Annotated in this window: 16 protein-coding genes; 10 read left to right on the forward strand and 6 right to left on the reverse strand. The window is 43.0% G+C overall.

Annotated features, from left to right (window positions below):
• Window positions 1-52 precede the first annotated feature (52 nt).
• Window positions 53-1258, forward strand: coding sequence for an MFS transporter (locus BSCG_RS26175; RefSeq protein WP_004297126.1), 1206 nt, complete (start codon window positions 53-55; stop codon window positions 1256-1258).
• Between the two features lie 132 nt (window positions 1259-1390).
• Here BSCG_RS26175 and BSCG_RS26170 read toward each other — a convergent pair whose 3' ends face one another.
• On the reverse strand, window positions 1391-2872 hold the full coding sequence (locus BSCG_RS26170; RefSeq protein ID WP_004311214.1) for a RagB/SusD family nutrient uptake outer membrane protein: 1482 nt from the start codon (window positions 2870-2872) through the stop codon (window positions 1391-1393).
• Between the two features lie 14 nt (window positions 2873-2886).
• A complete protein-coding gene (locus BSCG_RS26165; RefSeq protein ID WP_008774623.1) occupies window positions 2887-6015 on the reverse strand; it encodes a SusC/RagA family TonB-linked outer membrane protein in 3129 nt (1042 codons plus the stop codon).
• A gap of 157 nt (window positions 6016-6172) precedes the next feature.
• Here BSCG_RS26165 and BSCG_RS26160 point away from each other — a divergent pair, with 157 nt between their 5' ends.
• The 6 genes from BSCG_RS26160 (at window position 6173) to bioD (ending at window position 13393) form a co-directional block, all read left to right on the forward strand.
• A complete protein-coding gene (locus BSCG_RS26160) occupies window positions 6173-7282 on the forward strand; it encodes a DUF4421 domain-containing protein (protein ID WP_004311216.1) in 1110 nt (369 codons plus the stop codon).
• Between the two features lie 92 nt (window positions 7283-7374).
• Complete coding sequence (gene bioA / locus BSCG_RS26155) at window positions 7375-9789, forward strand: adenosylmethionine--8-amino-7-oxononanoate transaminase (RefSeq protein WP_008774624.1); 2415 nt, start codon at window positions 7375-7377, stop codon at window positions 9787-9789.
• A gap of 221 nt (window positions 9790-10010) precedes the next feature.
• Window positions 10011-11165: an 8-amino-7-oxononanoate synthase gene (locus BSCG_RS26150; RefSeq protein WP_004297133.1), complete on the forward strand. Its 1155-nt coding sequence runs from the start codon at window positions 10011-10013 to the stop codon at window positions 11163-11165.
• Window positions 11162-11824, forward strand: a complete 663-nt coding sequence (locus BSCG_RS0127080) for a DUF452 family protein (RefSeq protein ID WP_004297134.1) — start codon at window positions 11162-11164, stop codon at window positions 11822-11824. The genes BSCG_RS26150 and BSCG_RS0127080 overlap by 4 nt, the downstream gene beginning before the upstream one ends.
• A gap of 64 nt (window positions 11825-11888) precedes the next feature.
• Entirely contained in the window at window positions 11889-12743 is an 855-nt protein-coding gene (bioC, locus tag BSCG_RS0127085) for a malonyl-ACP O-methyltransferase BioC (protein WP_004311218.1), read from the forward strand.
• On the forward strand, window positions 12740-13393 hold the full coding sequence (gene bioD / locus BSCG_RS26145; protein WP_004297136.1) for a dethiobiotin synthase: 654 nt from the start codon (window positions 12740-12742) through the stop codon (window positions 13391-13393). Before bioC ends, bioD begins: the two co-directional genes overlap by 4 nt.
• A 105-nt stretch (window positions 13394-13498) precedes the next feature.
• On the opposite strand, the gene BSCG_RS26140 is transcribed toward bioD, so the two are convergent.
• The 4 genes from BSCG_RS26140 to BSCG_RS26125 form a co-directional block, all read right to left on the reverse strand.
• Window positions 13499-15856 carry a PAS domain-containing protein gene (locus BSCG_RS26140; protein ID WP_004297137.1) on the reverse strand — a complete coding sequence of 786 codons (2358 nt, stop codon included), beginning with the start codon at window positions 15854-15856 and terminating at the stop codon, window positions 13499-13501.
• An 88-nt stretch (window positions 15857-15944) separates the two neighbouring features.
• Entirely contained in the window at window positions 15945-16469 is a 525-nt protein-coding gene (locus BSCG_RS26135; protein WP_004297139.1) for a biotin/lipoyl-containing protein, read from the reverse strand.
• A gap of 29 nt (window positions 16470-16498) precedes the next feature.
• A complete protein-coding gene (gene accC / locus BSCG_RS26130; protein WP_004304129.1) occupies window positions 16499-18010 on the reverse strand; it encodes an acetyl-CoA carboxylase biotin carboxylase subunit in 1512 nt (503 codons plus the stop codon).
• A gap of 78 nt (window positions 18011-18088) precedes the next feature.
• Window positions 18089-19633: an acyl-CoA carboxylase subunit beta gene (locus BSCG_RS26125; protein WP_004300524.1), complete on the reverse strand. Its 1545-nt coding sequence runs from the start codon at window positions 19631-19633 to the stop codon at window positions 18089-18091.
• A gap of 248 nt (window positions 19634-19881) precedes the next feature.
• On the opposite strand from BSCG_RS26125, the gene BSCG_RS26120 reads away from it, so the two are divergent.
• The 3 genes from BSCG_RS26120 (at window position 19882) to BSCG_RS26110 (ending at window position 23537) form a co-directional block, all read left to right on the forward strand.
• Window positions 19882-20469, forward strand: a complete 588-nt coding sequence (locus BSCG_RS26120; RefSeq protein ID WP_004300526.1) for a DUF3575 domain-containing protein — start codon at window positions 19882-19884, stop codon at window positions 20467-20469.
• A 24-nt stretch (window positions 20470-20493) separates the two neighbouring features.
• Window positions 20494-21945 carry a DUF3868 domain-containing protein gene (locus tag BSCG_RS26115; RefSeq protein WP_008774626.1) on the forward strand — a complete coding sequence of 484 codons (1452 nt, stop codon included), beginning with the start codon at window positions 20494-20496 and terminating at the stop codon, window positions 21943-21945.
• 92 nt (window positions 21946-22037) lie between these two features.
• Complete coding sequence (locus BSCG_RS26110) at window positions 22038-23537, forward strand: L-lactate permease (protein ID WP_004311222.1); 1500 nt, start codon at window positions 22038-22040, stop codon at window positions 23535-23537.
• The last annotated feature ends 29 nt before the right edge of the window (window positions 23538-23566 follow it).

Raw genomic sequence — 23566 nt, forward strand, 5'->3', positions numbered from 1 at the left:
CCGTACCTTTGCAGCCGATTTTTCAGGAACACTTCAATAGTAAATAGGTATTATGGTACAGAATCAGGAACAACCCGTAGGAAAAATTACATTTTCCATTTTGATTGCATTGAGTCTTTCGCATTGCCTCAACGATCTTTTACAGTCGGTGCTATCAGCATCTTATCCTTTATTTAAAGATGATTTAGGACTTAGTTTCGCGCAAATCGGACTTATCACACTAGTTTATCAACTTTCCGCTTCAGTTTTTCAACCGATTACCGGAATTTTCTTTGATAAGCATCCCGTCGCATGGTCATTGCCTATCGGAATGAGCTTTACACTGATTGGTTTGATAAACTTAGCATTCTCTGATAATCTATACTGGATATTAGCCTCCGTATTCTTAATCGGAATTGGCTCTTCCGTACTGCATCCGGAAGCCTCCCGTATCACGTTCCTTGCCTCCGGCGGAAAACGTGGACTGGCACAATCACTCTTTCAGGTAGGTGGCAACTTCGGAGGTTCATTAGGTCCTTTACTGGTTGCTCTATTGGTGGCTCCTTATGGCAGACAACATCTCATCGTATTTGCATTTGTGGCTTTAGCTGCTATCGGAGTGATGTACCCAATTTGCAAATGGTATAAATCATATCTAAACCGGATGAAAGCACAGACTGTCAGTGTTAGAAAACCTGTTCATCTTCCTTTGCCTATGGATAAGACAGCCCTTTCAATCGCGATATTGCTGATTCTGATTTTCTCCAAATATATCTATATGGCAAGTCTCACGAGTTATTATACTTTCTATTTGATTCATAAATTCAATGTAAGTGTACAAGATTCGCAGCTATATTTATTTATCTTTCTGGTAGCTACTGCTATCGGAACATTAATCGGCGGACCTGTCGGTGACCGTATCGGTCGGAAGTATGTGATTTGGGCTTCTATTTTAGGAGCTGCCCCGTTCAGTTTACTAATGCCACATGCTAATTTGATGTGGACTATTATCCTTAGCTTCTGTGTGGGATTGATGCTTTCTTCCGCTTTTCCCGCCATATTGCTTTATGCACAGGAATTGCTTCCTACCAAGCTCGGATTAATATCAGGGTTATTCTTTGGATTTGCATTCGGGGTGGCTGGTGTAGCATCTGCTGTACTCGGTAATTTAGCGGATAAAACGAGTATTGAATATGTATATAATATCTGTGCTTATATGCCGCTACTAGGATTGGTCACATTCTTTTTACCTAATTTGAAGAAGAAAAAAATAGAATAAGATTAGATTAAATAAAATAGGGTGTGTCACATTTTGCGCTCCCTCTTTTCCAAAGAAAACGACCGGTATGCGTCGTCACGACGTATACCGGTCTACAAGTTAAGGTCAAAGTCAAAAAATTAAGAGAGCTATTTATATGTTAGGGTTAGCGTTAATTTCTTTCTGTGGAATAGCATATAAATAATAGGTGCTATTTACTGTAAACGGTTTACCGTTCGGGAAGTTAAGGAACCAATGTCCCAGAGGATTTCGTTTTTCAAAGCTACCACCCTCCTGCCAGCAATCGACTTCAGTCTTCTGCATCTCATCCGATAAAGCAGCACGTTCTACTGCCTTTTGTGTACGAAGTATATCGGTAATACCAAATCCTTCTCCCCAAAGTTCACGGCGACGTTCCATCAGAATCTCATTGATTACATCTTCCTGTGATTTTCCTGTCACCTCATAATCCCCTACTCCACGGGCATTACGCAATGTATTCAATGGAGCTACAGCCTGTGCCAACGCTACGCCATCACGAACTTTCGCCTCCGCTTCTATCAAATACATTTCAGCAGCACGCATCAAGACCAGATCAGCCGTATCATCTGCACGCATGTGAAATTTCTTATATCCCAAATATCCTTCACGCATCCACTGAAACAAAGGTAAACGAATATCACCTTCGGTAAATGTATCTTTCAGATGGGGATCAGCCATAAAGCTGCTATATGCTCCTACGTATGTTGCATCCAAATAATAGAAATTATAGCTGGCATCCGATTGGGAAGGAATTTGAGGAAATCCCCATATCCATTCTTTATTGGAAATATTATTAAAACCTTCGTACTCGGCTGTAGTTGTCATCAACGTATATCCTGCACGTGCTGCTTCAGCAGCTTTCGCAGCTTCTTCCCACTGTCCTGTCAGCAAGTAAGCACGAGCCAAAAGACCGTTGACTACTGCTACATTTGGTTTGAACTTTTGATTATCACCGCTGCGGACATAGTTTTTCAAATAGTCCTTCGCCAAAGTGAGGTCGTCGAAAATAAGCTGATAAACCTGTGCCACTGTTGATTTTCCTTTCGGTACAGTGGAACTATTGCTAGGTTCGGTATATATAGGAACACACGGAGCATCTTTATCTTTCAAGTAGGTGAATTGATAATGCTGTACCAGGTGCAAATAACAAAAGGCGCGTAATGCCAATGCTTGTCCCTGTGCCTGACGGAGTTCTTCCGAATCCCCCTTGATAGAAATGGCAGTGTTACAATTATCTATCGTTTTATATATCAGATACCAGGCAAACTCTGTTCTACCATTTGAGGATTGCGCTATATCTTTAAACTGATACGAAGAATTGAAACCGTATTTCGGACGGGAAACAACATCACTTGCCATCATGTCGTCCAGACACTGAAGCGCCCGATAACCGATATTGGCATAGGTACTTGAATAATCAAACAGATTATACCAGGCACCATTCACAAGTGCCTCCGCATTTTCGGGTACAGGTACTTTTTCTGAACTTACCGCATCCGTTGGGTCCGTATCCAGAAAACTGCTGCTACAACTCGTTGCCAGGAAAAGTCCGGCAACTGCCGCAAGAATGGATTGAATTTTTATTTTTCTCATAATTTAGTCTGAATTTAGAAAGAAACGTTAATACCTCCGGAGATCGTTCGCATAGCCGGATAACGATAATAAGTAATACCGGTAATTCCCTGTTCTGGGTCTAGTCCCTGATTCCGGTGAATGGTAAACAGATTATCTCCTTGTACATATACCTGCACACTGCTCAATGATAACTTACTAATCCATTGTTTGGGTAAGTTATAGGAAAGAGTCAGATTTTTCAATCGCATATACGAGTTATTCTGCAAGAAACGGGTAGAAGCCGAATTCCAGTCATTAGAGGTAGTACTCAAGGCCGGGACATCTGTATAGCGATTGTCGGGAGTCCATCTTTTTAGAATCTCTGTCGACCAGTCACGTCCTTCCAGACTTCCGTTGTGCAGAATCATTGTTATATCACGATTGTAGATATATCCACCGATACTGTAAGCAAAGATGGCAGAAAGATCAAATCCTTTCCAGGAAAGAGAGGTATTAAATCCACCATACACCTTCGGGAGAGACGATTTATTGATGTAATAATAGTCAGCCGAATCGTAATCGTTTGTTGTCACACGTTTTCCGGTCGGATTCTTATTTGCATCCACCTCATCCTTATACCACAGCGGATCTCCATTTTCCGGATCTACTCCCGCCCACTCTATCATATAGAAATCATACACCGAACGACCTACCTGCAACTTGTTCACACCACTTCGCGGCATATCTTTCAATGGGAGGTCTGTCACCTTATTTTTATAGTGTGTCAAGTTCATACCCAGTTTCCATACCCAACCATTCTGATTGATAATCGTTCCGTTAAGCACCATTTCTATACCTGTATTCTTCAAGGCTCCTACATTCTCGTCAATAGAACCGTATCCCAGGGAAGGAGCTAGCGGACGTGAATAAAGCAGGTCTTTCGAACGACGTGTAAAGAAATCAAACGAACCGGAAAAACGGTTATTGAACAGGGAGAAGTCGATACCTACATTAAAGTTGAGGTTTGTTTCCCATTTCAGATTCGGAGTTGCCATACGGTCGGACACTAACGCATTTTCTCCCAAATTGGAAACAATGGTATAAAGTCCTTTACTTGCATAATAAGTACCCAGGTTGTCATTTCCCTGCGCACCATAGCTCATTTTCAGAGTCAAGGCAGACAACCAGTCGGAAGTACTTGCCATAAACTCTTCCCGGTCGATACGCCAAGAAGTACCCAACGACCAGAAATTTCCCCAGCGGGTCTCCGGCGCAAAACGTGAAGAACCGTCGCGACGATAGGATGCCGAGAAGAAATATTTATTTTGATAGTCGTATAATGCTTGAGTCAGATAACCCACCAACGCATAGTCGATGCGATACCCCGAACCTCCGGTCAACTGTGAACCGACTACCAGCTCCGGCATATCAGGCTGCGCCATTTTGGAACGTGATGCCGTCAGTTCATCGTAGCGGTAAGAATAGGCCTCCACACCGGCAAGAACATTAAAATGATGTTCACCAATTGTCTTGTCATACGTAACAATATTATTCCATGTCCAAGAGAAAGTACGGGTATTCATTCGGCTGACGCCGCCGCCGTTTTCTTTAGCCGGGCCTAACTTCGGATTCGTATAATCCAATGTATTATAATTAATCAAGTCAAAGTTAAAACTTGTCTTGAATTTCAATCCTTCAATAATCGTAGCTTCCAGAAAAGTACGACCGGAGACTTCATCTTTCATTCGTTCCGATTTATCCAAAGGCAAAGTAGCCGGAAGGTTCCAGTTTGCCATCGAACCGGAAGGACGATAGGAACCGAAGTCATAAATACGGTCTCCACTCTCATCCAATTTGTAGCTACCATCCGTATTCATTTCATAAATGGGATAGAATCCCGGCATGGTACGTCCTGCGGTAATCACATTACTGGTTTTGGAGTCGGATGAAACTGGATAGTTCTGCATGGAATGTGCGAAACTCAAATTGACGCCTCCTTTCAACCAGGAAGTCATCTCGCTGGTGATATTGGAACGGAGATTGAAACGCTGGTAACCGGATTCGAGTGCAATACCTTTATCATTCAGGTATCCGGCAGAAAAGAAATACTGATTCGCTTTTCCACCTCCGGAAACACTTAGATTTAACTCTGTGCGAAGTGCCTGTTGCTCCATGGCGTCACTCCAGTCAGAATTCCATAACGGACGGGCACCTGCCACCAGCTTTCCATCTGTACCGACCGGTTGCGCATATTGAGGACCATAGGGGTTCGGGCCACCTCCCATTAATTTCGTTACCAAGTCTTTGGATGCTTGCGTGGCGGCAGTTGCCGGAGTATAATCCGCACTCTTGGCATACTGATTGCGAAGTGCTTCCCAATATAATTCAAAATATTGGTCGGTACTGACACGATCATAATCACGCACGGCACGGTTGGAACCTCCTAAGGAAGCTTTCACCTTTACCGTTGCTTTGGTATTTTGATCTCCCTGCTTGGTGGTGATAATAATCACTCCATTCGCACCACGGGAACCGTACAAAGCAGCAGAGGCCGCATCTTTCAATACTGTCATCGAAGATATGTCATCCGGATTGATAGAGTTCACACTACCATCAAACGGTACACCGTCCACTACATAAAGCGGAGCGCTGGAAGCGTTGATAGACCCGATACCACGAATACGGATTTCCGCATCCGTACCCGGCTGCCCACTTGCCGCACTTGCCTGTACTCCGGATACCGTACCCTCTAATACACGTGATATGCTGGAAGTCTGTAACTTTTCAATCTCACCTGCTTTCATCGTCGAAGCTGCTCCGGTAAAACTATACTTTTTAGCGGTAGCATAAGCTACTACCATTACTTCTTCCAGTTCCTTACTTTCCGATTCCAACGTGACATTAATCACACTCCGGTTATTCACCGGTTGTTCTACTGTTCTCATTCCTACAAAACGGAACACTAAAGTACCGGTAGCAGGAACCTCAATCGAATACTTTCCATCAATATCGGTAATGGTGCCGGAAGATGCTCCTTTCAATTGTACGGAGACACCAGGCAAAGGTTCTCCTTCAGAAGTCACCGTGCCTGTCACGCGTTTCTCCTGCTGTGCTTCCGCATATACTATATTTCCTACAAAAAGCAGAAGAGACACGACTAATAAACGTAAATAGATTCTCATAATTTTGTGGCTTAAGATTTATTTGCTTGTTGTAACTAACAGTACATTGAACTTTTTTGTTTAGGAAACGAAACATTTTTTAGAAGATTGCTAGTATAAATCAACGAAAGATAGTACATTCGTGAAACTAAAAATATCTATACCAACAAAGAACCACATGGGGAAACGGGTTATTCTATATCTTTTTCTGTTATTTTCACTGTCCTTACAGGCGCAGACTGAAGAGAAAGTCTCTTTAGGCAACGATAGTACAGAAGTAGATTCCACAACAACCACCAAGCCAAGTGCTTTTAAAAGAGCGATCAAGAAGTTTATGAACTTCAGTGATTTCGATACGCTCTATATCAGTCCCAACCGTTATAACTATGCGCTGATGGTTACTCATTTCAGCAACTTTGAGTATTATTCTATCACCAGTGAATTGCCGCAGCCACAGAAACTTAGTTTTTCTCCCAACCCGCACAACAAGATAGGATTGTATTTCGGCTGGCGATGGATTTTCCTGGGATGGTCTGTAGATGTGAACGATATTTTCAAAAAAGGTACCCGAAAGAACAGAGGAACAGAATTCGATCTTAGCCTATACAGTTCCAAACTGGGTGTGGATATCTTCTATCGCCGCACTGGTAATGATTACAAAATACATAAAATCAGAGGATTTTCAGACGATATCCCCTCTAACTATTCCGAAGATTTCAGCGGAATAAAGGTAGATATCAAAGGACTGAATCTATATTATATCTTCAATAACCGTAAATTCTCCTATCCTGCCGCATTCAGTCAGTCCACTAATCAACGACGCAATGCAGGTACATTTATTGCAGGTTTTTCCATTTCAAAGCATCATCTCGACTTCGACTATACAGCACTTCCGGGATTTATCCAGGAGGCGATGAATCCTGCCATGAAAGTCAAGAATATTAAATACACCAATGCCAATATCAGTTTCGGCTACGCCTACAACTGGGTCTTTACCCGCAACTGTCTGGCATGCCTGTCTCTCACCCCTGCCATTGCCTACAAAGCTTCCGATGTGGACGCAGAAACAAATGAAGCAAAAGCATGGTACGGTAAATTCAATCTGGATTTTCTGGTTCGGGCAGGGATTGTCTACAACACAGGCAAGTATTACGTAGGTACTTCTTTTGTTGGAAAAAACTACAATTATCATCGCAACAATTTCTCTGTCGACAATGGATTCGGTACTCTCCAAATATATGCCGGATTCAACTTCAACACCCGCAAAGAATACAGGAAAAAGAAATAATTCCACAGAAACTAGAAATCATCAACTTGCTTGCTTATCCAAAGAATCTTTGTACATTTGCCACGTTCTAACGAACAAAAGTAAAAAAATCAATGAAGCAACAACGCCACATACAGACCACACGCACTCTTCTTTCCCGCTTTCGCTACTGGGGAAGAAAGAACTATGCTGCCTTTGCAAGTATGGGACGCGAATTCCAAATCGGTCATCTGCATACCAATGTAGTAGACGTTGCTCTTCGTAAGCAGAATGCTGCACAAACTATCCCTTATCATACATTTATGACACTTCAGGAAATCAAAGACCAAGTGTTGGCGGGTATCGACATATCACCCGACCAAGCAGCTTGGCTAGCCAACATGGCTGACAGCGAGGCGCTTTATGCCGCCGCGCATGAGATTACCGTCGCACGTGCTTCGCACGAATTCGACATGTGTTCCATCATCAACGCCAAGTCCGGCCGATGCCCGGAAAACTGCAAATGGTGTGCACAATCCTCCCACTACCAGACCAAAGCCGAGATTTACGATCTCCTCCCCGCTGAAGAATGTCTCCGACAGGCCCAATACAACGAAGCCCAGGACGTCAACCGATTCTCCCTCGTTACCAGCGGACGAAAACCATCTCCCAAACAGATTACCCAACTTTGCGATACAGTCCGTTATATGCGTCGACATTCGTCGATTCAACTTTGTGCTTCTCTTGGACTGCTCAATGAAGAGGAATTGCGTTCCCTGCATGAAGCAGGAATCACCCGTTATCACTGTAATCTGGAAACTGCCCCGTCTTATTTTTCCAAACTCTGCTCTACGCATACGCAAGAACAGAAACTGGCTACTCTCGATGCAGCCCGTCGTGTAGGCATGGATATCTGTTGCGGAGGTATCATCGGCATGGGAGAAACGATGGAACAACGGATTGAATTTGCTTTCACATTGGCAGAACTGAATGTTCAATCCATACCTATCAACCTGCTTAGTCCGATTCCGGGAACTCCACTGGAAAACGAGCAGCCTCTAAGCGAAGAAGAAATACTTAAAACCATCGCACTCTTTCGTTTTATCAATCCGACCGCTTTTCTGCGTTTTGCCGGAGGACGTTCACAACTTTCTTCCGAAGCGATGCACAAGGCATTATATATCGGAATTAACTCGGCTATCGTAGGCGACCTATTGACAACACTCGGCTCCAAAGTATCGGAAGACAAAAAGATGATTCAGGAAGAAGGCTATCATTTCGCCGATTCCCAATTTGATCGCGAGCACATCTGGCATCCGTATACTTCGACTACCGATCCGCTTCCTGTCTACAAAGTAAAACGGGCAGACGGCGCTACCATTACCCTCGAAGACGGACGAACGCTCATTGACGGAATGTCTTCCTGGTGGTGTACAGTGCATGGATATAATCATCCGGTATTAAATCAGGCGGCAAAAGAACAATTAGATAAAATGTCTCATGTCATGTTCGGAGGACTGACGCATGATCCGGCCATTGAACTGGGGAAACTGTTATTGCCTTTGGTTCCTTCCTCCATGCAGAAAATATTCTATGCAGACTCCGGTTCGGTAGCCGTAGAAGTGGCACTGAAAATGGCTGTACAATATTGGTATGCAGCAGGAAAACCGGAAAAGAACAATTTCGTGACTATCCGTTCCGGCTATCACGGTGATACGTGGAATGCCATGTCTGTATGTGATCCGGTGACGGGTATGCACAGTCTTTTCGGTTCGGCATTGCCTGTACGTTATTTTGTCCCGTCCCCCACTTCCCGGTTCGACGGAGAATGGAATCCGAAAGATATACTACCTCTACAAGAGATGATTGAAAAACATTCAAAAGAGTTAGCGGCGCTTATTCTGGAACCGGTGGTACAGGGAGCAGGCGGGATGTGGTTTTATCATCCGCAGTACCTGCGCGAAGCAGAAAAGCTTTGCCGGAAGCACGATATTCTTCTTATTTTCGATGAGATAGCAACGGGATTCGGACGAACCGGTAAACTTTTTGCTTGGGAACATGCCGGAGTAGAACCGGATATAATGTGTATCGGTAAAGCACTGACCGGAGGATATATGACACTTTCTGCTGTATTGACCAGCAACCGGATAGCAGATACAATCTCTAACCACACACCGGGAGCTTTTATGCACGGACCTACATTTATGGGGAATCCACTTGCGTGTGCAGTGGCTTGCGCTTCCGTTCGCCTGCTGCTCGAATCCGGTTGGCAAGAGAATGTGAAGCGAATCGAAACTCAACTGAAAGAAGAACTGGCTCCTGCACGGGAATTTCCGGAAGTGGCTGATGTACGAATACTCGGAGCCATCGGAGTCATTGAGATGAAACGTCCGGTAAATATGGCCTATATGCAACGAAGATTTGTGGAAGAAAGAATCTGGGTACGTCCCTTTGGCAAGCTGGTATATCTGATGCCGCCTTTCATCATCACTTCGGAACAATTAAGCAAACTGACTTCCGGCTTACTTAAAGTTATTCAAAAAAGATGACAGATAAGAAGAATATTACCAGATTTTCACCCAAGAATCTGTTCCTCGGTGAGCAAAAGGGTGTTCCTCGGTGAGGAACGGGCCTTTCCTCACCGAGGAAGGATGCCTTGGTCGGTGAGAAACTTTCGGGATACTTCTTTAGACAATAAACATCTTATAGACAACTGATTACGCTTTCAACCATCCATATATCGAATACTTATTACTTAAAACAATAATTCATGACATTAGAACATATAAACCAGGAACTCCAGACCTTGAAAGAGAAAAAGAACTACCGTTCTCTCCCACCGCTAATTCACGAAGGACGAGATGTTCTGCTGAACGGACAACGAATGTTGAACCTATCTTCTAATGATTATCTCGGGCTGTCCAATGACATTTCATTGAGGAAGGAATTCTTAAAAACACTCACCCCTGAAACATTCCTGCCTACTTCCTCCTCTTCCCGGTTACTGACCGGCAATTTTAGTGACTATCAGAAGTTGGAGCAACAGCTAGCCACGATGTTCGGAACGGAAAGTGCACTTATATTCAATAGTGGTTATCATGCCAATACAGGAATACTTCCTGCCATTTGCAATACTCACACACTGATTCTTGCCGACAAGCTAGTGCATGCAAGCCTGATAGACGGAATTAAATTATCATCAGCTAAATGTATTCGGTATCGTCACAATGATATTTCCCAGTTGCAACGACTGATTGCTGAAAATCATAACGCTTATGAGCAGCTTATTATTGTTACCGAAAGTATCTTCAGCATGGATGGCGATGAAGCTGATCTTCCCGCTCTCATTCAACTCAAAAAGAGTTATTCCAATGTTCTTCTTTATGTAGATGAGGCTCATGCTTTTGGTGTACGAGGAAAAAAAGGATTAGGATGTGCCGAAGAACAGGACTGTATCAACGATATAGACTTTTTAGTAGGAACATTCGGAAAAGCCATTGCTTCGGCAGGTGCCTATATTGTCTGTCGGCAACTCATTCGGGAATATCTTATTAATAAAATGCGCACGTTTATATTCACCACCGCACTTCCTCCTATCAATATCCAGTGGACTTCGTGGATGTTAGAACGCCTTTCAGCTTTACAACATAAGAGGGCTCACCTGCTACAAATCAGTGAAAAGCTAAAGGTAGCCCTTACAGCCAAAGGATATAATTGCCCATCGGTGAGCCATATTGTACCTATGATTATAGGAGCCAGTGAAGATACCATATTGAAAGCAGAAGAACTCCAGCGCAAAGGATTCTATGCATTGCCCGTCCGTCCGCCTACCGTACCCGACGGAACTTCACGTATCCGTTTTTCACTGACAGCGGACATCACTGAACATGAAATTGACCAACTCATCAAATTGATAAACGAATGAAGCAGCATTTTATCATAAAGAATAATCAGAAGCATCTATTGCTTTTCTTCGCCGGTTGGGGGATGGACGAAACTCCTTTCCTGACCATTCATCCTACAGATAAGGACTGGATGATTTGCTATGATTACCGTTCATTAGCATTTGATACCGACTTATTAGAAACCTATTCCCAGATTACACTTATCGCCTGGTCGATGGGAGTCTGGGCAGCTTCGCAAATCATGAAGCAGTACCCACATCTGCCTGTCTCCCAAAGTATCGCCATCAACGGCACCCTCTACCCCATACACGAAACCAAAGGTATCGCTCACTCTATTTTCGATGGCACACTTCAAGGGCTGAATGAACAAACCTTGCAAAAATTTCAAAGAAGAATGTGTGGTTCAATAGCTGACTATAAAACTTTTCAAACCATATCCCCCCAGCGTCCGATGGAAGAACTCAAAGAAGAACTTGCCGCTATACAACAACAATATTTATCATTGCCGCCCTCTGATTTTAAATGGCAAAAAGCTATCATAGGAAAAGGCGACCGCATTTTCCTCCCGGATAACCAATATTTGGCATGGGAAAACCAAGTGGACTCTCTTGAACAAGTGGAAGCGGCACATTACCAACAAGAGCTTTTTAACACGATACTCATGCAGCCGGAGAACTGATGCATCCATCATTTTAAAATAAAGTGATTATCAAGTATATCAGCCTATTAAATAAATATTGATTATGAATAAACGACTAATCGCAGAACGTTTTTCAAAAGCTATCACTACCTATCCAAAGGAAGCAAACGTGCAACGGCAAATAGCAGGTAAAATGATTCGTTTGCTTACAGAACACATACCTTCTCCCTGTTCGAAAGTAATTGAATTTGGCTGCGGAACCGGTATTTACTCCCGTATGCTGCTCCAAGCCCTCCGTCCGGAAGAGTTATTACTTAATGACCTTTGCCCCGATATGAAATATTGCTGTGAGGACTTATTAATGAAGAAGCAGGTTTCTTTTCTTCCGGGAGATGCCGAAACAGTCTCTTTCCCCACCGAAAGTACATTGATAACTTCCTGCTCCGCCTTGCAATGGTTCGAATCACCAGAAAACTTTTTCGAAAGGTGTAATACCCTACTCAATAATCAGGGTTATTTTGCTTTTAGCACTTTTGGAAAAGAAAACATGAAAGAAATACGCGAACTTACCGGCAACGGACTTCCTTATCGTTCACGGGAAGAGCTCGAAGTAGCTTTGTCACCCCATTTTGACATACTGTATTCAGAAGAAGAGCTTATCCCGCTTTCGTTCGAAGACCCGATAAAAGTACTATATCACTTGAAGCAAACCGGAGTCAATGGCTTATCAACGCAATCCTCTCCTACCGGAAAACAAGAGAACGATTTGTGTTCATCAGACAACAATTCAAAGAATAATTCAAGAACTAATTCTAAGAACAATCTCCCCCAACAACAGTGGACTCGTCGTGACTTGCAACTCTTCTGTGAACGTTACACGCAGGAATTTACTCAGGGCACTTCTGTGTCCTTAACATATCACCCTATTTATATCATCGCAAAAAAGAAAAAAGTATGAAACAGAATGTATATTTCGTAAGCGGTATCGACACTGATGCCGGAAAAAGCTATGCCACCGGCTTTCTAGCTCGTGAATGGAACAAGAACGGGCATCGCACCATCACCCAGAAATTTATTCAAACGGGAAATGTAGGTCATTCCGAAGATATTGACCTACATCGGCAAATCATGGGAATCCCTTTCACCAAAGAAGACCAAGAGGGACTAACCATGCCGGAGATTTTCTCTTATCCCGCCTCTCCGCATCTTGCTTCCCAGCTGGATAACCGCCCCATCGACTTTGATAAAATAAAACGTGCGACCGAAGAATTGAGTGAACGGTATGACTCTGTTTTACTTGAAGGAGCAGGCGGCCTTATGGTTCCCCTGACAACTGAACTTTTAACCATTGACTACATCGTCCAAGAAAAATATCCGCTTATCTTTGTTACTTCGGGCAAACTGGGGAGTATCAATCATACCCTGCTTAGTCTCGAAGCAATACAAAAACGCGGCATTGTACTAGATACCGTATTATATAATTTATATCCTACCGTAGAAGACAAGACGATTCAGAATGATACAATGGAATTTATCCGGACCTGGCTGAAAAAGTATTTTCCGGAAACGAAGTTTATACTGGTTCCGGAAATAAAAAAGAATCTATAGAAAAGTAATCACCGACTACTTTCACTCAACAACAATCGTACTCTTTTGTGGATTATGGCTATCATAAGTAACTTTCACCGGATACATATAGCCATAATCCTTTTTTTAAACAGTAGTCGAATATTTATCTAAAGCCTTTCTCAATGTTCTTTCCGAAATCGGTTTGGTCACAAAGTCATTACAACCCATCTCCAATGCCAATTCTTTATCCGCCTCAAAAGCATAAGCCGTCAAAGCAATGATTGGAATTTCTTTAGAATAAGAGCGGATAATATGGGTTGCTTCCAGTCCATCCATACGCGGCATTTTTACATCCATCAGGATTAAGTCCGGTTGGTACTGCTTATACATTTCGATAGCTTCCACTCCGTCTTTAGCCCAAAGCAATGTATATTCCCTGCCAATCAGATTCTTCAGCAAGATAAAATTGCTCTCCACATCTTCTGCTACCAGAATCTTCTTAATCTGTTGTACACGATTGACTGTATTTCCTTTAGATACCACTTTCGACTCTTTAAAGAATTTACCATGCTCTCCGGTTTCTTCATAAGGGATCGTGAAATAGAATGTGGAGCCTTTACCCAGTTCGGAAGTCACCCCTATTTCTCCACCGATTTTTTCGATAATCATCCGACAGATAGACAGACCTAATCCTGTCCCTTGGGCAAAAGAGTTCAGTTTGACAAAACGCTCGAAGATATGATCTACCTTTTCCGGTTCTATCCCTATTCCTGTATCCTTTACATACACACGAATATCTTTATCCATTCGTCCAAAACCAAAACGGATCTCTCCTTCATAGGTAAACTTACTTGCATTAGTCAGGAAATTCGTTATCACCTGCATGATACGGTTCTGATCTCCCTCCATGAGCAAATCCTCCTCCTCATTATCAAAGACAAGAGTTACCCCTTCTTTCACACGTTCTTTATGAACAGTATAAATTGTTCGGCAGACCTCTCCCAGATTCATTGGACGTTTGATATATTCCAGTGTCCCGGCTTCTATCTTCGATAAATCCAGAATATCATTAATCAATTGCAACAAAATATCCGAATTCTGATTGATTATATCCGAATAGAGTTTTTTCTCTTCAGCAGTTTCGGCAGAAGGCAATAACTGGGAGAATCCTACAATAGCATTCAGCGGAGTCCGGATCTCATGGCTCATGTTAGCAAGGAAAGCGCTTTTCAATCTGTCGGATTGCTCCGCTTTAATCCTTGCCCTAATCAGTTCCTGCTCAATATTCTGAAGATTAGTAATATCCCATGAAATGCCAATCAGCAACGGTTTACGTCCCTCCATCGGTACAAGTGCTTTCAAAGTCTGCACGATACGCGCTTCTCCATTAGCGGACAAATAAGTTTCCTGCATATCAATGCGCTTATGAGTCTGAAGTAATTCTAAATCATCTTTACGGAATTTCTCCGCATCTCCATGCACCGGAAATATTTCATAATCCGTATGCCCGATAGCTTTAGACGCCGGAATACCTGAATGATCGGCAAATGCCTTATTCCAATACAAATATCTAAAATCATCTTCCGGGTCCTTCACACACAAATAGACCGGAATATTATTTAAAATACCATCCAACAATAAATTCAGTTCGCGGAGTTCATCCCGTTTCTTGATAACATCAGTAATATCCTGCGTAAAGAACCAAATGAGTTCCTGATTATTTTCACGAATCAGAAAAGCAGATACCTGATGTACTCTCTCCTTCGTATGCCCGTAAGGTATATAAGCCGCCCGATAAGCAAAGCTACCATCGTTATCACGAATTTCCTGCAATCTTTTTTCCCACGCCCCCCTGTCGGTCATAGAGACACGCAAATCATATACTTTTTGTGTACCCAACTCTTGCGTTACACCGTATTCTTCTATAAATTGCTTATTCGCATAAACCAGCGTTCCATCTCCCGCCACAGCAAGAATGCTGTCACTCACCTTATCGAGCACACTTTTAAAAACTTCCAACTGCCTTTGGGTAGCTACTCGTTCCGTTATATCACGACACATAATCAGCACGTATTCCTCATCCAACGGAAAAATACGGTTCTCGTAATAATGGCGTTCACCATTAAAATCCAGTTCGTGATGTGCAGTTGAAACAGTTCCGGTGGTGATAGCATGACGCATATTGGAGTGAATATTCTGATATGCTTCCGGTGGAACCATATCCTGCATACGCATCCCTCTAAAATCCTTGTTTGATATTCCTACATGGTTGGTTTCCTCATTGGAAACAACTTCAATACCTACCTCACTCTGATTGAAGACAGTCAGCATATCGGGAAGAGAGTCTAGTATTCTAACAGCATATTTTTCTTTAAAACTAACAGGACGATCGTTATATTTCTCATCCCTAAGGGTAGAAAGTTCTTTTCTAAGCTGCTCGTTTTCTTTTTTAAGTGCTTCTAACTGTTCTAATAATGCTTCTTTGCTTTGTTCGATACTCATAATGTAACGGTGTAAATACGTACTTATCTGCCAAAAGTAAATATTTTTTTGAATAAAAGCACGTATTTACCCCGTTTTTTTCAAAGAATTACTCAATTACCATAATCCGGTCGTTCAATCCCACCTTCATGCCATCTTCCACGAATACTTCTTTCACAACTCCATCCGTCACCGAACGTATCTCATTCTCCATTTTCATCGCCACCAATACACAAAGCGGATCACCCCGCTTCACGAGATCTCCTTTCTTTACATACGTCTTCAGGATAACTCCCGGCATCGGTGCCTGTACCACCTGACGCCCTACGGATTCAGCAGCAGTGCGGGCATTATGTATCTTCTCCATTTCTCCCTGCAATTCAATCTGATAAAGCTCCCCTTTATTCATAATCGTATATGAATTATTGGAAGAAGGAGAAATCTGCACTCCATGCGAGTGGTGATCAATGATGATCGAATGGATAGAGTCGCCACCCATGTTATAATCGACCTCATATATCTTACCATTGACTGCAATCTTCTTGATTGGTCCGTCCTCCAGAATCTCCACCTTATATTCACTGTCCGGCATATCCTGGAGCTTGGCGTAATATGTAGCTAATGTTGTACCCATAATCTGTTCCGTTATTTATTAGTCTCAAATCAATAATTATTAGCAGTCATCTGCAATTTACCATAATACTTCCAGAGTGATTCTCCTACTACCGGGAGTGTTGTTGCACGGGAAGCCGCTTCTTTCTCACGCTCGTAATGTCGCACTGCGGCAGCAATGACAGCCACTGTCGGATCTGTATTCTGACGACGTTTCAGGTCTTCCTTATCGAAGCGTGTATCAATAAACGTCGTGTCATATTCACCTTTCAGGAAAGCTGCGTTCTTCAATACACGTTGATGGAAAGGAATCGTTGTCTTAATTCCCAGAATCTTATACTCGCGCAAAGCACGTGCCATATTGGAAATGGCCGATGCACGGGTACGCCCCCAACAACATAGCTTGGCAATCATCGGGTCATAATGCAAAGAGACTTCAAATCCGGCATAAGCGGCACTGTCAAGACGCAGGTTACGTCCCTCGGGAGCTTCACGGACAGTAATCACACCGGGAGAGGGCATGAAGTTATTCTCCGGATCTTCGGCGTAAATACGACATTCGATCGCTGCTCCGCTAAACTCAATATCATCCTGTTTGTAAGGTAATGGATTTCCGGCAGCAACAGTTATCATATCCCGTACCAAGTCAACGCCTGTGCACTCCTCCGTCACAGGATGCTCTACCTGCAAACGGGTATTCATCTCGAGAAAATAGAAGTTCTGGTCCTTATCCATCATAAACTCCAATGTCCCGGCACTGTAATAACCTATTTTTTTACAGGCTTCCACGGCTACCTTCAACATCTTCTTTCTCGTCTCCTCTTTCACAAAAGGAGAAGGACTTTCTTCTATCACCTTTTGGTTACGACGCTGAATGGAACATTCACGTTCATACAGATGAACGACATTTCCATACTTATCTCCCATGATCTGAACTTCGATATGATGCGGATTCTCAATATATTTTTCAATATAAACCGCATCATTGCCAAAGGATGTCCCTGCTTCGGATTGCGACAAACGGAGAGCAGTTTCCACCTCTTCTTCCGTACGTACCAGACGCATACCTTTTCCTCCACCTCCCGCAAGTGCTTTCAGCATAATGGGATAGCCAACTTCATTAGCTACCTTCTTCACTTCATCAATGCCCTGTACGGGTGTTTCGGTTCCGGGCACAATAGGCAATCCTGCTTCCCGCATAATCTTACGGGCCTCCGTCTTGATTCCCATTTTGGAAATAATATCCGCACTCGGTCCGATAAAAATCACTCCCTCTTCTTCGCAACGGCGGGCAAAATCCGCATTCTCCGACAGGAAACCATATCCCGGATGAATAGCGGCTCCGGTCTTTTTGGCAATGGACAATATCAATTCCGGCTTTAGGTAGGAGGTATCTTCGGGCGATTCGGAGATGCAATAGGCTTCTTCCGCATAACGCACGTGCAAAGCTCCGCGGTCTACATGGGTATAAACAGCCACTGTCGAGATATTCATCACCCGACAAGTCCGAAAGATGCGCATCGCTATCTCACCCCGGTTGGCTACTAATATTTTTTTTATCATAATCTTTTTCTTTTTAGAAGTCAAAACTTAAAAGAGCAATTTAATAATTTTAGGCACGGATTTAATCCATAAACAGGCTTACAGCGGTAGATTAGAATGTTTCTTAGGAGGATTCGACTGCCGTTTGTTGGCAAGCATCTCGAAACTTCGAATCAACCGCAAACGGGTTACTGCCGGATCGATTACTTCATCCACATATCCCAGTTCCGCCGCCCGGTAAGGATTGGCAAACTTTCCGCGATAATCATCCTGAAGTTCTTTCCGTTTCTCTTCGGGTTTCTCGGCTTTATCTATTTCCTTACGGAAAAGGATATTCACAGCTCCATCCGGTCCCATCACCGCGATTTCGGCGGTAGGGAAAGCAAGATTTACATCTCCACGGATATGCTTGGAACTCATCACATCGTAAGCACCACCGTATGCTTTGCGGGTAATAACCGTCACTTTCGGCACCGTAGCCTCACAATAAGCATAAAGTAATTTTGCCCCGTTACGGATAATTCCGCCATATTCCTGATCGATTCCCGGAAGGAATCCCGGAACATCTACCAGTGTCAGTAAAGGGATATTGAAAGCATCACAGAAGCGGACAAAACGGGCGGCTTTGATAGACGCATTGATATCCAGTGTACCAGCAAGCACCAATGGCTGATTAGCCACCACTCCCACCGTTTTTCCATTCAGGCGGATATATCCCGTCACAATATTCGCAGCATATTCTGCCTGAAGCTCGAAGAAACTATTATCATCAGCCACCGCTTCTATCATCTCTTTTATATTATACGGCTGATTCGGATTGGACGGAATCAAATCTGCCAGTTCCGGAGTCAGGCGAGTCGGCGAATCGCTGGTCGCTACAAACGGAGGCTCTTCCATATTATTCCCCGGCAGATAGGAGATCAATTCACGAATATAATTGATGCACTCAATATCGTTTTCCGCAGAAAGATGGGCTACACCGGACTTTGTCATGTGCACGCCTACTCCACCGAGTTCTTCTTTTGTCACTTCTTCCTGTGTCACGCTTCTCACCACATCCGGTCCTGTAATAAACATATAACCGGAGTTTTTCACCATCAAAATAAAATCGGTCAATGCAGGAGAATAAACAGCACCACCGGCACAAGGTCCCATGATTGCGCTAATCTGCGGAATCACTCCGGATGCCATAGAATTGCGCAGGAATATCTCGGCATATCCGGCCAAAGAACGTACTCCTTCCTGAATTCGTGCACCTCCCGAGTCATTCAATCCGATGATGGGTGCTCCCATCTGCATGGCCATGTCCATCACTTTACAAATTTTCTTAGCATGCGTTTCCGAAAGAGCTCCTCCAAATACGGTGAAATCCTGTGCGAATACATAAACCAGGCGCTTGCCAATCATACCATATCCCGTCACCACCCCGTCTCCGGCGAATTTCTGCTTTTCCATACCGAAATCGGTACACCGATGGGTTACCAACTTATCCAGTTCGATAAACGAACCTTTCTCCAATAATAAATCGATGCGTTCACGGGCGGTCAGCTTGCCCACAGAATGTTGTTTTTCAATGCGAGCGTCTCCGCCGCCTTTTTCTGCTTTCCTGTTCAGTACTTCCAGGTTGCTAATAAGCTCTTTCATAGGCTGTAATTATTAAAGTTGTATGTGTGTGTAAAAATAAACAGTAATAAATGAAATCATTGTCATATTGATTACACAAAGGTACTTTTATATAATGAACGCATCATGCGTGGAAATTGTTAGCATTTATGCCTTAAAACATCTTTATCCATTTATTTAGGGAGCTTTTTTTGCAGGTTGCGACAACAAACTTCCCCGCTTTTCTGTTTATCGCTTATCATTTTTAATAAAACCTATACCCTAACAAAATGAGAACAATTAAAATCTTATTAGCAGCCGGTTTCCTGCTCGTGTTCGGTACAAGTATTCATGCACAGGTACAACGGAATGAAACCTATCTACCCAAATTTGCCATCAAGACCAATGCTCTCTATTGGGCCACTTCTACGCCCAATTTAGGAATCGAAGTGGGATTGGCAAAGAAACTGACTCTCGACATATCCGGTAACTACAATCCGTGGAAGTTTGGTGACGACCGTCAAATCAAACATTGGCTCGTTCAGCCGGAATTACGCTATTGGCTCTGCGAACGTTTCAACGGAAGTTTCTTCGGTTTGCACGGACATTACGGAGAAATGAATGTCAGCAATCTGAATATATTCGGAATGGGACATGACCGTTACGACGGCAATCTGTACGGAGCCGGTATTTCCTACGGATATCAATGGATCATAAGCAAACGATGGAGTATGGAAGCTACCATCGGAGTGGGATACGCCCGTCTGGAATATGATAAGTATGCTCGTGGTGACGGAGGTGAAAAGTTGGGACATAACACCCGCAATTATTTCGGTCCGACCAAAATCGGTCTTAGTTTCATTTATGTCATCAAATAATCGAACTCTCTAAAACTTACAATGATGAAAAGAAAACTTATTTATCTATTTATAGCTTTTGCAGCCGCCATCCTACCGGCTCATGCACAAAAATTCCTGAACGATGCGCTCACTCTCTCGAACGTATCTTTATGGCAACAAGGTAACTCTCTTTATGTCGGCATGACCTTCGACATGAAGAATCTGACAATAGGTTCCGCCCGAAGTTTAAGCCTTATTCCCCTGCTGACGGACGGACAGCATAATATACCCTTGCAAGAAATCATCGTCAATGGTAAAAGACGCGAAAAAGCATATATCCGCGGTCTGGCAATCACTAAGCAAGAACCTACCGCCATTATCGTTCCTTATAATAAAAGGGAAACTTTTAATTATACGCAGGTGATTCCTTACAAACCCTGGATGGCTAATGCCAGTTTACAACTTGTAGAGAATCTATGCGGATGCGGCAATTATCAGGAAATGAATGCACAGGAACTGATTACCAATGATGTATCTACCGAAGCCAAACGTTTAAGTGCCATGTCTCCTATCATTGCCTATATTCAGCCAACCGTAGAAGTGGTCAAAAACCGTAGCGAACAATATGAAGCTCATCTGGATTTTCCGGTCAACAAATCGGTGATCCTTACCGACTTCATGAACAATCATGCTGAATTGGTGAATATCCATGCCACGTTTGACAAAATACAGAATGACCGGAACCTGACTGTAAAAGGTATCAGTATCGAAGGTTTCGCCTCGCCGGAAGGACCTCTTGCCTTCAATGAACAGCTTTCCAAAAAACGTGCGGAAGCTTTGAAGGATTACCTGGTTAAGAACGAAAAAGTGTCTTCCAAACTATATAAAGTGACTTTTGGTGGTGAGAACTGGGATGGATTGGTAAAAGCACTCCAATCTTCTTCGATGAAGGAGAAGGAAACATTCCTGAACATCATCAAAAATACGACTGACGATGCCAAACGTAAACAGGAAATCATGCGCGTAGGTGGAGGAGCTCCTTACCGTACCATGTTGAAAGAGATTTATCCGGGACTGCGTAAAGTGAATTGCAAAATTGACTACACCGTTGTCAATTTCGATGTTGAACAAGGCCGCATCATTATCCGGGAAAATCCGAAATATCTTAGTCTGAACGAAATGTATCAGGTAGCTAACAGTTATCCGAAAGGTAGCAAGGATTTTGTTAATATATTTGATATCGCTGTACGCATGTATCCTACTGACGCCGTAGCCAACCTGAACGCAGGAGCTGTCGCATTATCACAAAAAGATTTGAATGCAGCAGTGAAGTTTATGGAGAAAGCCGACCACAATACCGCCGAATTCATAAACAATACCGGAGTCTACAATTTCCTTAACGGAGACATTAACCGTGCCATGGCCGCATTCGAGCAGGCAGCAAAGCTAGGTAACGAAGCTGCCCTTGCCAACTTAAAACAATTACAACAAATTTTAAGTGTGAAGATGAAATAAACAGAAATATCTATTTATTCAACCGACCAAAGTGGGGCGTTCGTTTGTTATATCAATAATAAACGACGTTCCACTTTTTAAATCTGATAATTATGACCTTGATCCTTGCTGTTATTCCGGTGTTACTGTTGATTATACTGATGGCATTTTTTAAAATGTCAGGTGATAAAAGTAGTATCATTTCTCTGATTGTGACGATGCTGATTGCTCTTTTCGGCTTCGCTTTCTCGGTAGACAATCTGTTTTACTCCTTTTTATATGGAGCATTAAAAGCTGTCTCTCCTATCTTAATCATTATTTTGATGGCTATTTTCAGTTATAATGTATTGCTGAAAACTGAAAAGATGGAGATTATTAAACAGCAATTCGCTTCTATTTCTACCGACAAAAGTATTCAGGTGTTATTACTGACTTGGGGATTCGGAGGTCTATTGGAAGCTATGGCCGGCTTCGGAACAGCAGTAGCTATTCCGGCGGCAATTCTTATCAGTCTGGGATTCAAGCCTATCTTTTCGGCAACGGTGAGTCTGATTGCCAATAGTGTAGCCACTGCTTTCGGAGCAATCGGAACTCCGGTATTAGTATTGGCCAAAGAAACGAATTTGGACGTATTGCATCTTAGTACGAATGTCGTATTGCAATTATCCGTTTTAATGTTCCTGATTCCGCTGGTTCTACTTTTCCTTACTGACTCCAAACTTAAATCGCTCCCGAAAAATATATTCCTGGCTTTATTGGTAGGCGGAGTCTCTTTAGCCAGCCAATATGTGGCAGCAAAATATATGGGTGCTGAATCTCCGGCCATAATCGGCAGTATTCTTTCTATTATCGTAATCGTTATTTATGGAAAACTTACTGCATCCAAAGAAGAGAAAGCACGAAAAAGTCATCTGAAAACGAAAGATATATTAAATGCATGGAGCATTTATTTACTGATTCTGTTTCTGATTATTCTGACCAGTCCGCTCTTTCCGGGATTGCGTCATACTTTAGAGAACAATTGGATTACGAGAATCAGTCTGCCTATCAATGCGTCCACCGTCAATTATACTATTTCCTGGCTGACTCATGCCGGAGTATTGCTTTTCATCGGTACTTTTATCGGTGGATTGATTCAGGGGGCTAAAGTAAAAGATCTGTTCATCGTTCTTTGGAATACCGTGAAGCAGTTGAAGAAAACATTCATTACGGTTATCTGCCTCGTGGGGTTATCTACTATTATGGATAGTTCCGGAATGATCGCTGTGATTGCCACAGCACTGGCTACGGCTACCGGAAGTTTGTATCCGTTATTTGCTCCGGTTATCGGTTGTCTGGGAACATTTATCACCGGAAGCGACACCTCTTCCAATATCCTTTTCGGAAAGTTGCAAGCAAACGTTGCAGGGCAAATTCATGTTAGTCCGGATTGGTTGTCCGCTGCAAATACGGTAGGCGCCACAGGTGGTAAGATTATCTCTCCACAAAGTATTGCCATTGCTACTTCTGCGGGAAACCAACAGGGAAAAGAAGGGGAAATACTGAAAGCGGCCATTCCTTATGCTTTAATATATGTGGCGATTACAGGAATTATTGTTTATATTTTCAGTTAATTACCCTAAAATTGAAGAAGATAATAATA

Source organism: Bacteroides sp. 2_2_4 (assembly GCF_000157055.1).
Lineage (GTDB): Bacteria > Bacteroidota > Bacteroidia > Bacteroidales > Bacteroidaceae > Bacteroides > Bacteroides ovatus.

Excerpts from the sequence above, each read along its gene's own strand:
- BSCG_RS26175 (WP_004297126.1), top strand. The coding sequence starts at position 53 with ATGGTACAGAATCAGGAACAACCCGTAGGAAAAATTACATTTTCCATT.
- BSCG_RS26170 (WP_004311214.1), bottom strand. The coding sequence starts at position 2,872 with ATGAGAAAAATAAAAATTCAATCCATTCTTGCGGCAGTTGCCGGACTT.
- BSCG_RS26165 (WP_008774623.1), bottom strand. The coding sequence starts at position 6,015 with ATGAGAATCTATTTACGTTTATTAGTCGTGTCTCTTCTGCTTTTTGTA.
- BSCG_RS26160 (WP_004311216.1), top strand. The coding sequence starts at position 6,173 with ATGGGGAAACGGGTTATTCTATATCTTTTTCTGTTATTTTCACTGTCC.
- bioA (WP_008774624.1), top strand. The coding sequence starts at position 7,375 with ATGAAGCAACAACGCCACATACAGACCACACGCACTCTTCTTTCCCGC.
- BSCG_RS26150 (WP_004297133.1), top strand. The coding sequence starts at position 10,011 with ATGACATTAGAACATATAAACCAGGAACTCCAGACCTTGAAAGAGAAA.
- BSCG_RS0127080 (WP_004297134.1), top strand. The coding sequence starts at position 11,162 with ATGAAGCAGCATTTTATCATAAAGAATAATCAGAAGCATCTATTGCTT.
- bioC (WP_004311218.1), top strand. The coding sequence starts at position 11,889 with ATGAATAAACGACTAATCGCAGAACGTTTTTCAAAAGCTATCACTACC.
- bioD (WP_004297136.1), top strand. The coding sequence starts at position 12,740 with ATGAAACAGAATGTATATTTCGTAAGCGGTATCGACACTGATGCCGGA.
- BSCG_RS26140 (WP_004297137.1), bottom strand. The coding sequence starts at position 15,856 with ATGAGTATCGAACAAAGCAAAGAAGCATTATTAGAACAGTTAGAAGCA.
- BSCG_RS26135 (WP_004297139.1), bottom strand. The coding sequence starts at position 16,469 with ATGGGTACAACATTAGCTACATATTACGCCAAGCTCCAGGATATGCCG.
- accC (WP_004304129.1), bottom strand. The coding sequence starts at position 18,010 with ATGATAAAAAAAATATTAGTAGCCAACCGGGGTGAGATAGCGATGCGC.
- BSCG_RS26125 (WP_004300524.1), bottom strand. The coding sequence starts at position 19,633 with ATGAAAGAGCTTATTAGCAACCTGGAAGTACTGAACAGGAAAGCAGAA.
- BSCG_RS26120 (WP_004300526.1), top strand. The coding sequence starts at position 19,882 with ATGAGAACAATTAAAATCTTATTAGCAGCCGGTTTCCTGCTCGTGTTC.
- BSCG_RS26115 (WP_008774626.1), top strand. The coding sequence starts at position 20,494 with ATGAAAAGAAAACTTATTTATCTATTTATAGCTTTTGCAGCCGCCATC.
- BSCG_RS26110 (WP_004311222.1), top strand. The coding sequence starts at position 22,038 with ATGACCTTGATCCTTGCTGTTATTCCGGTGTTACTGTTGATTATACTG.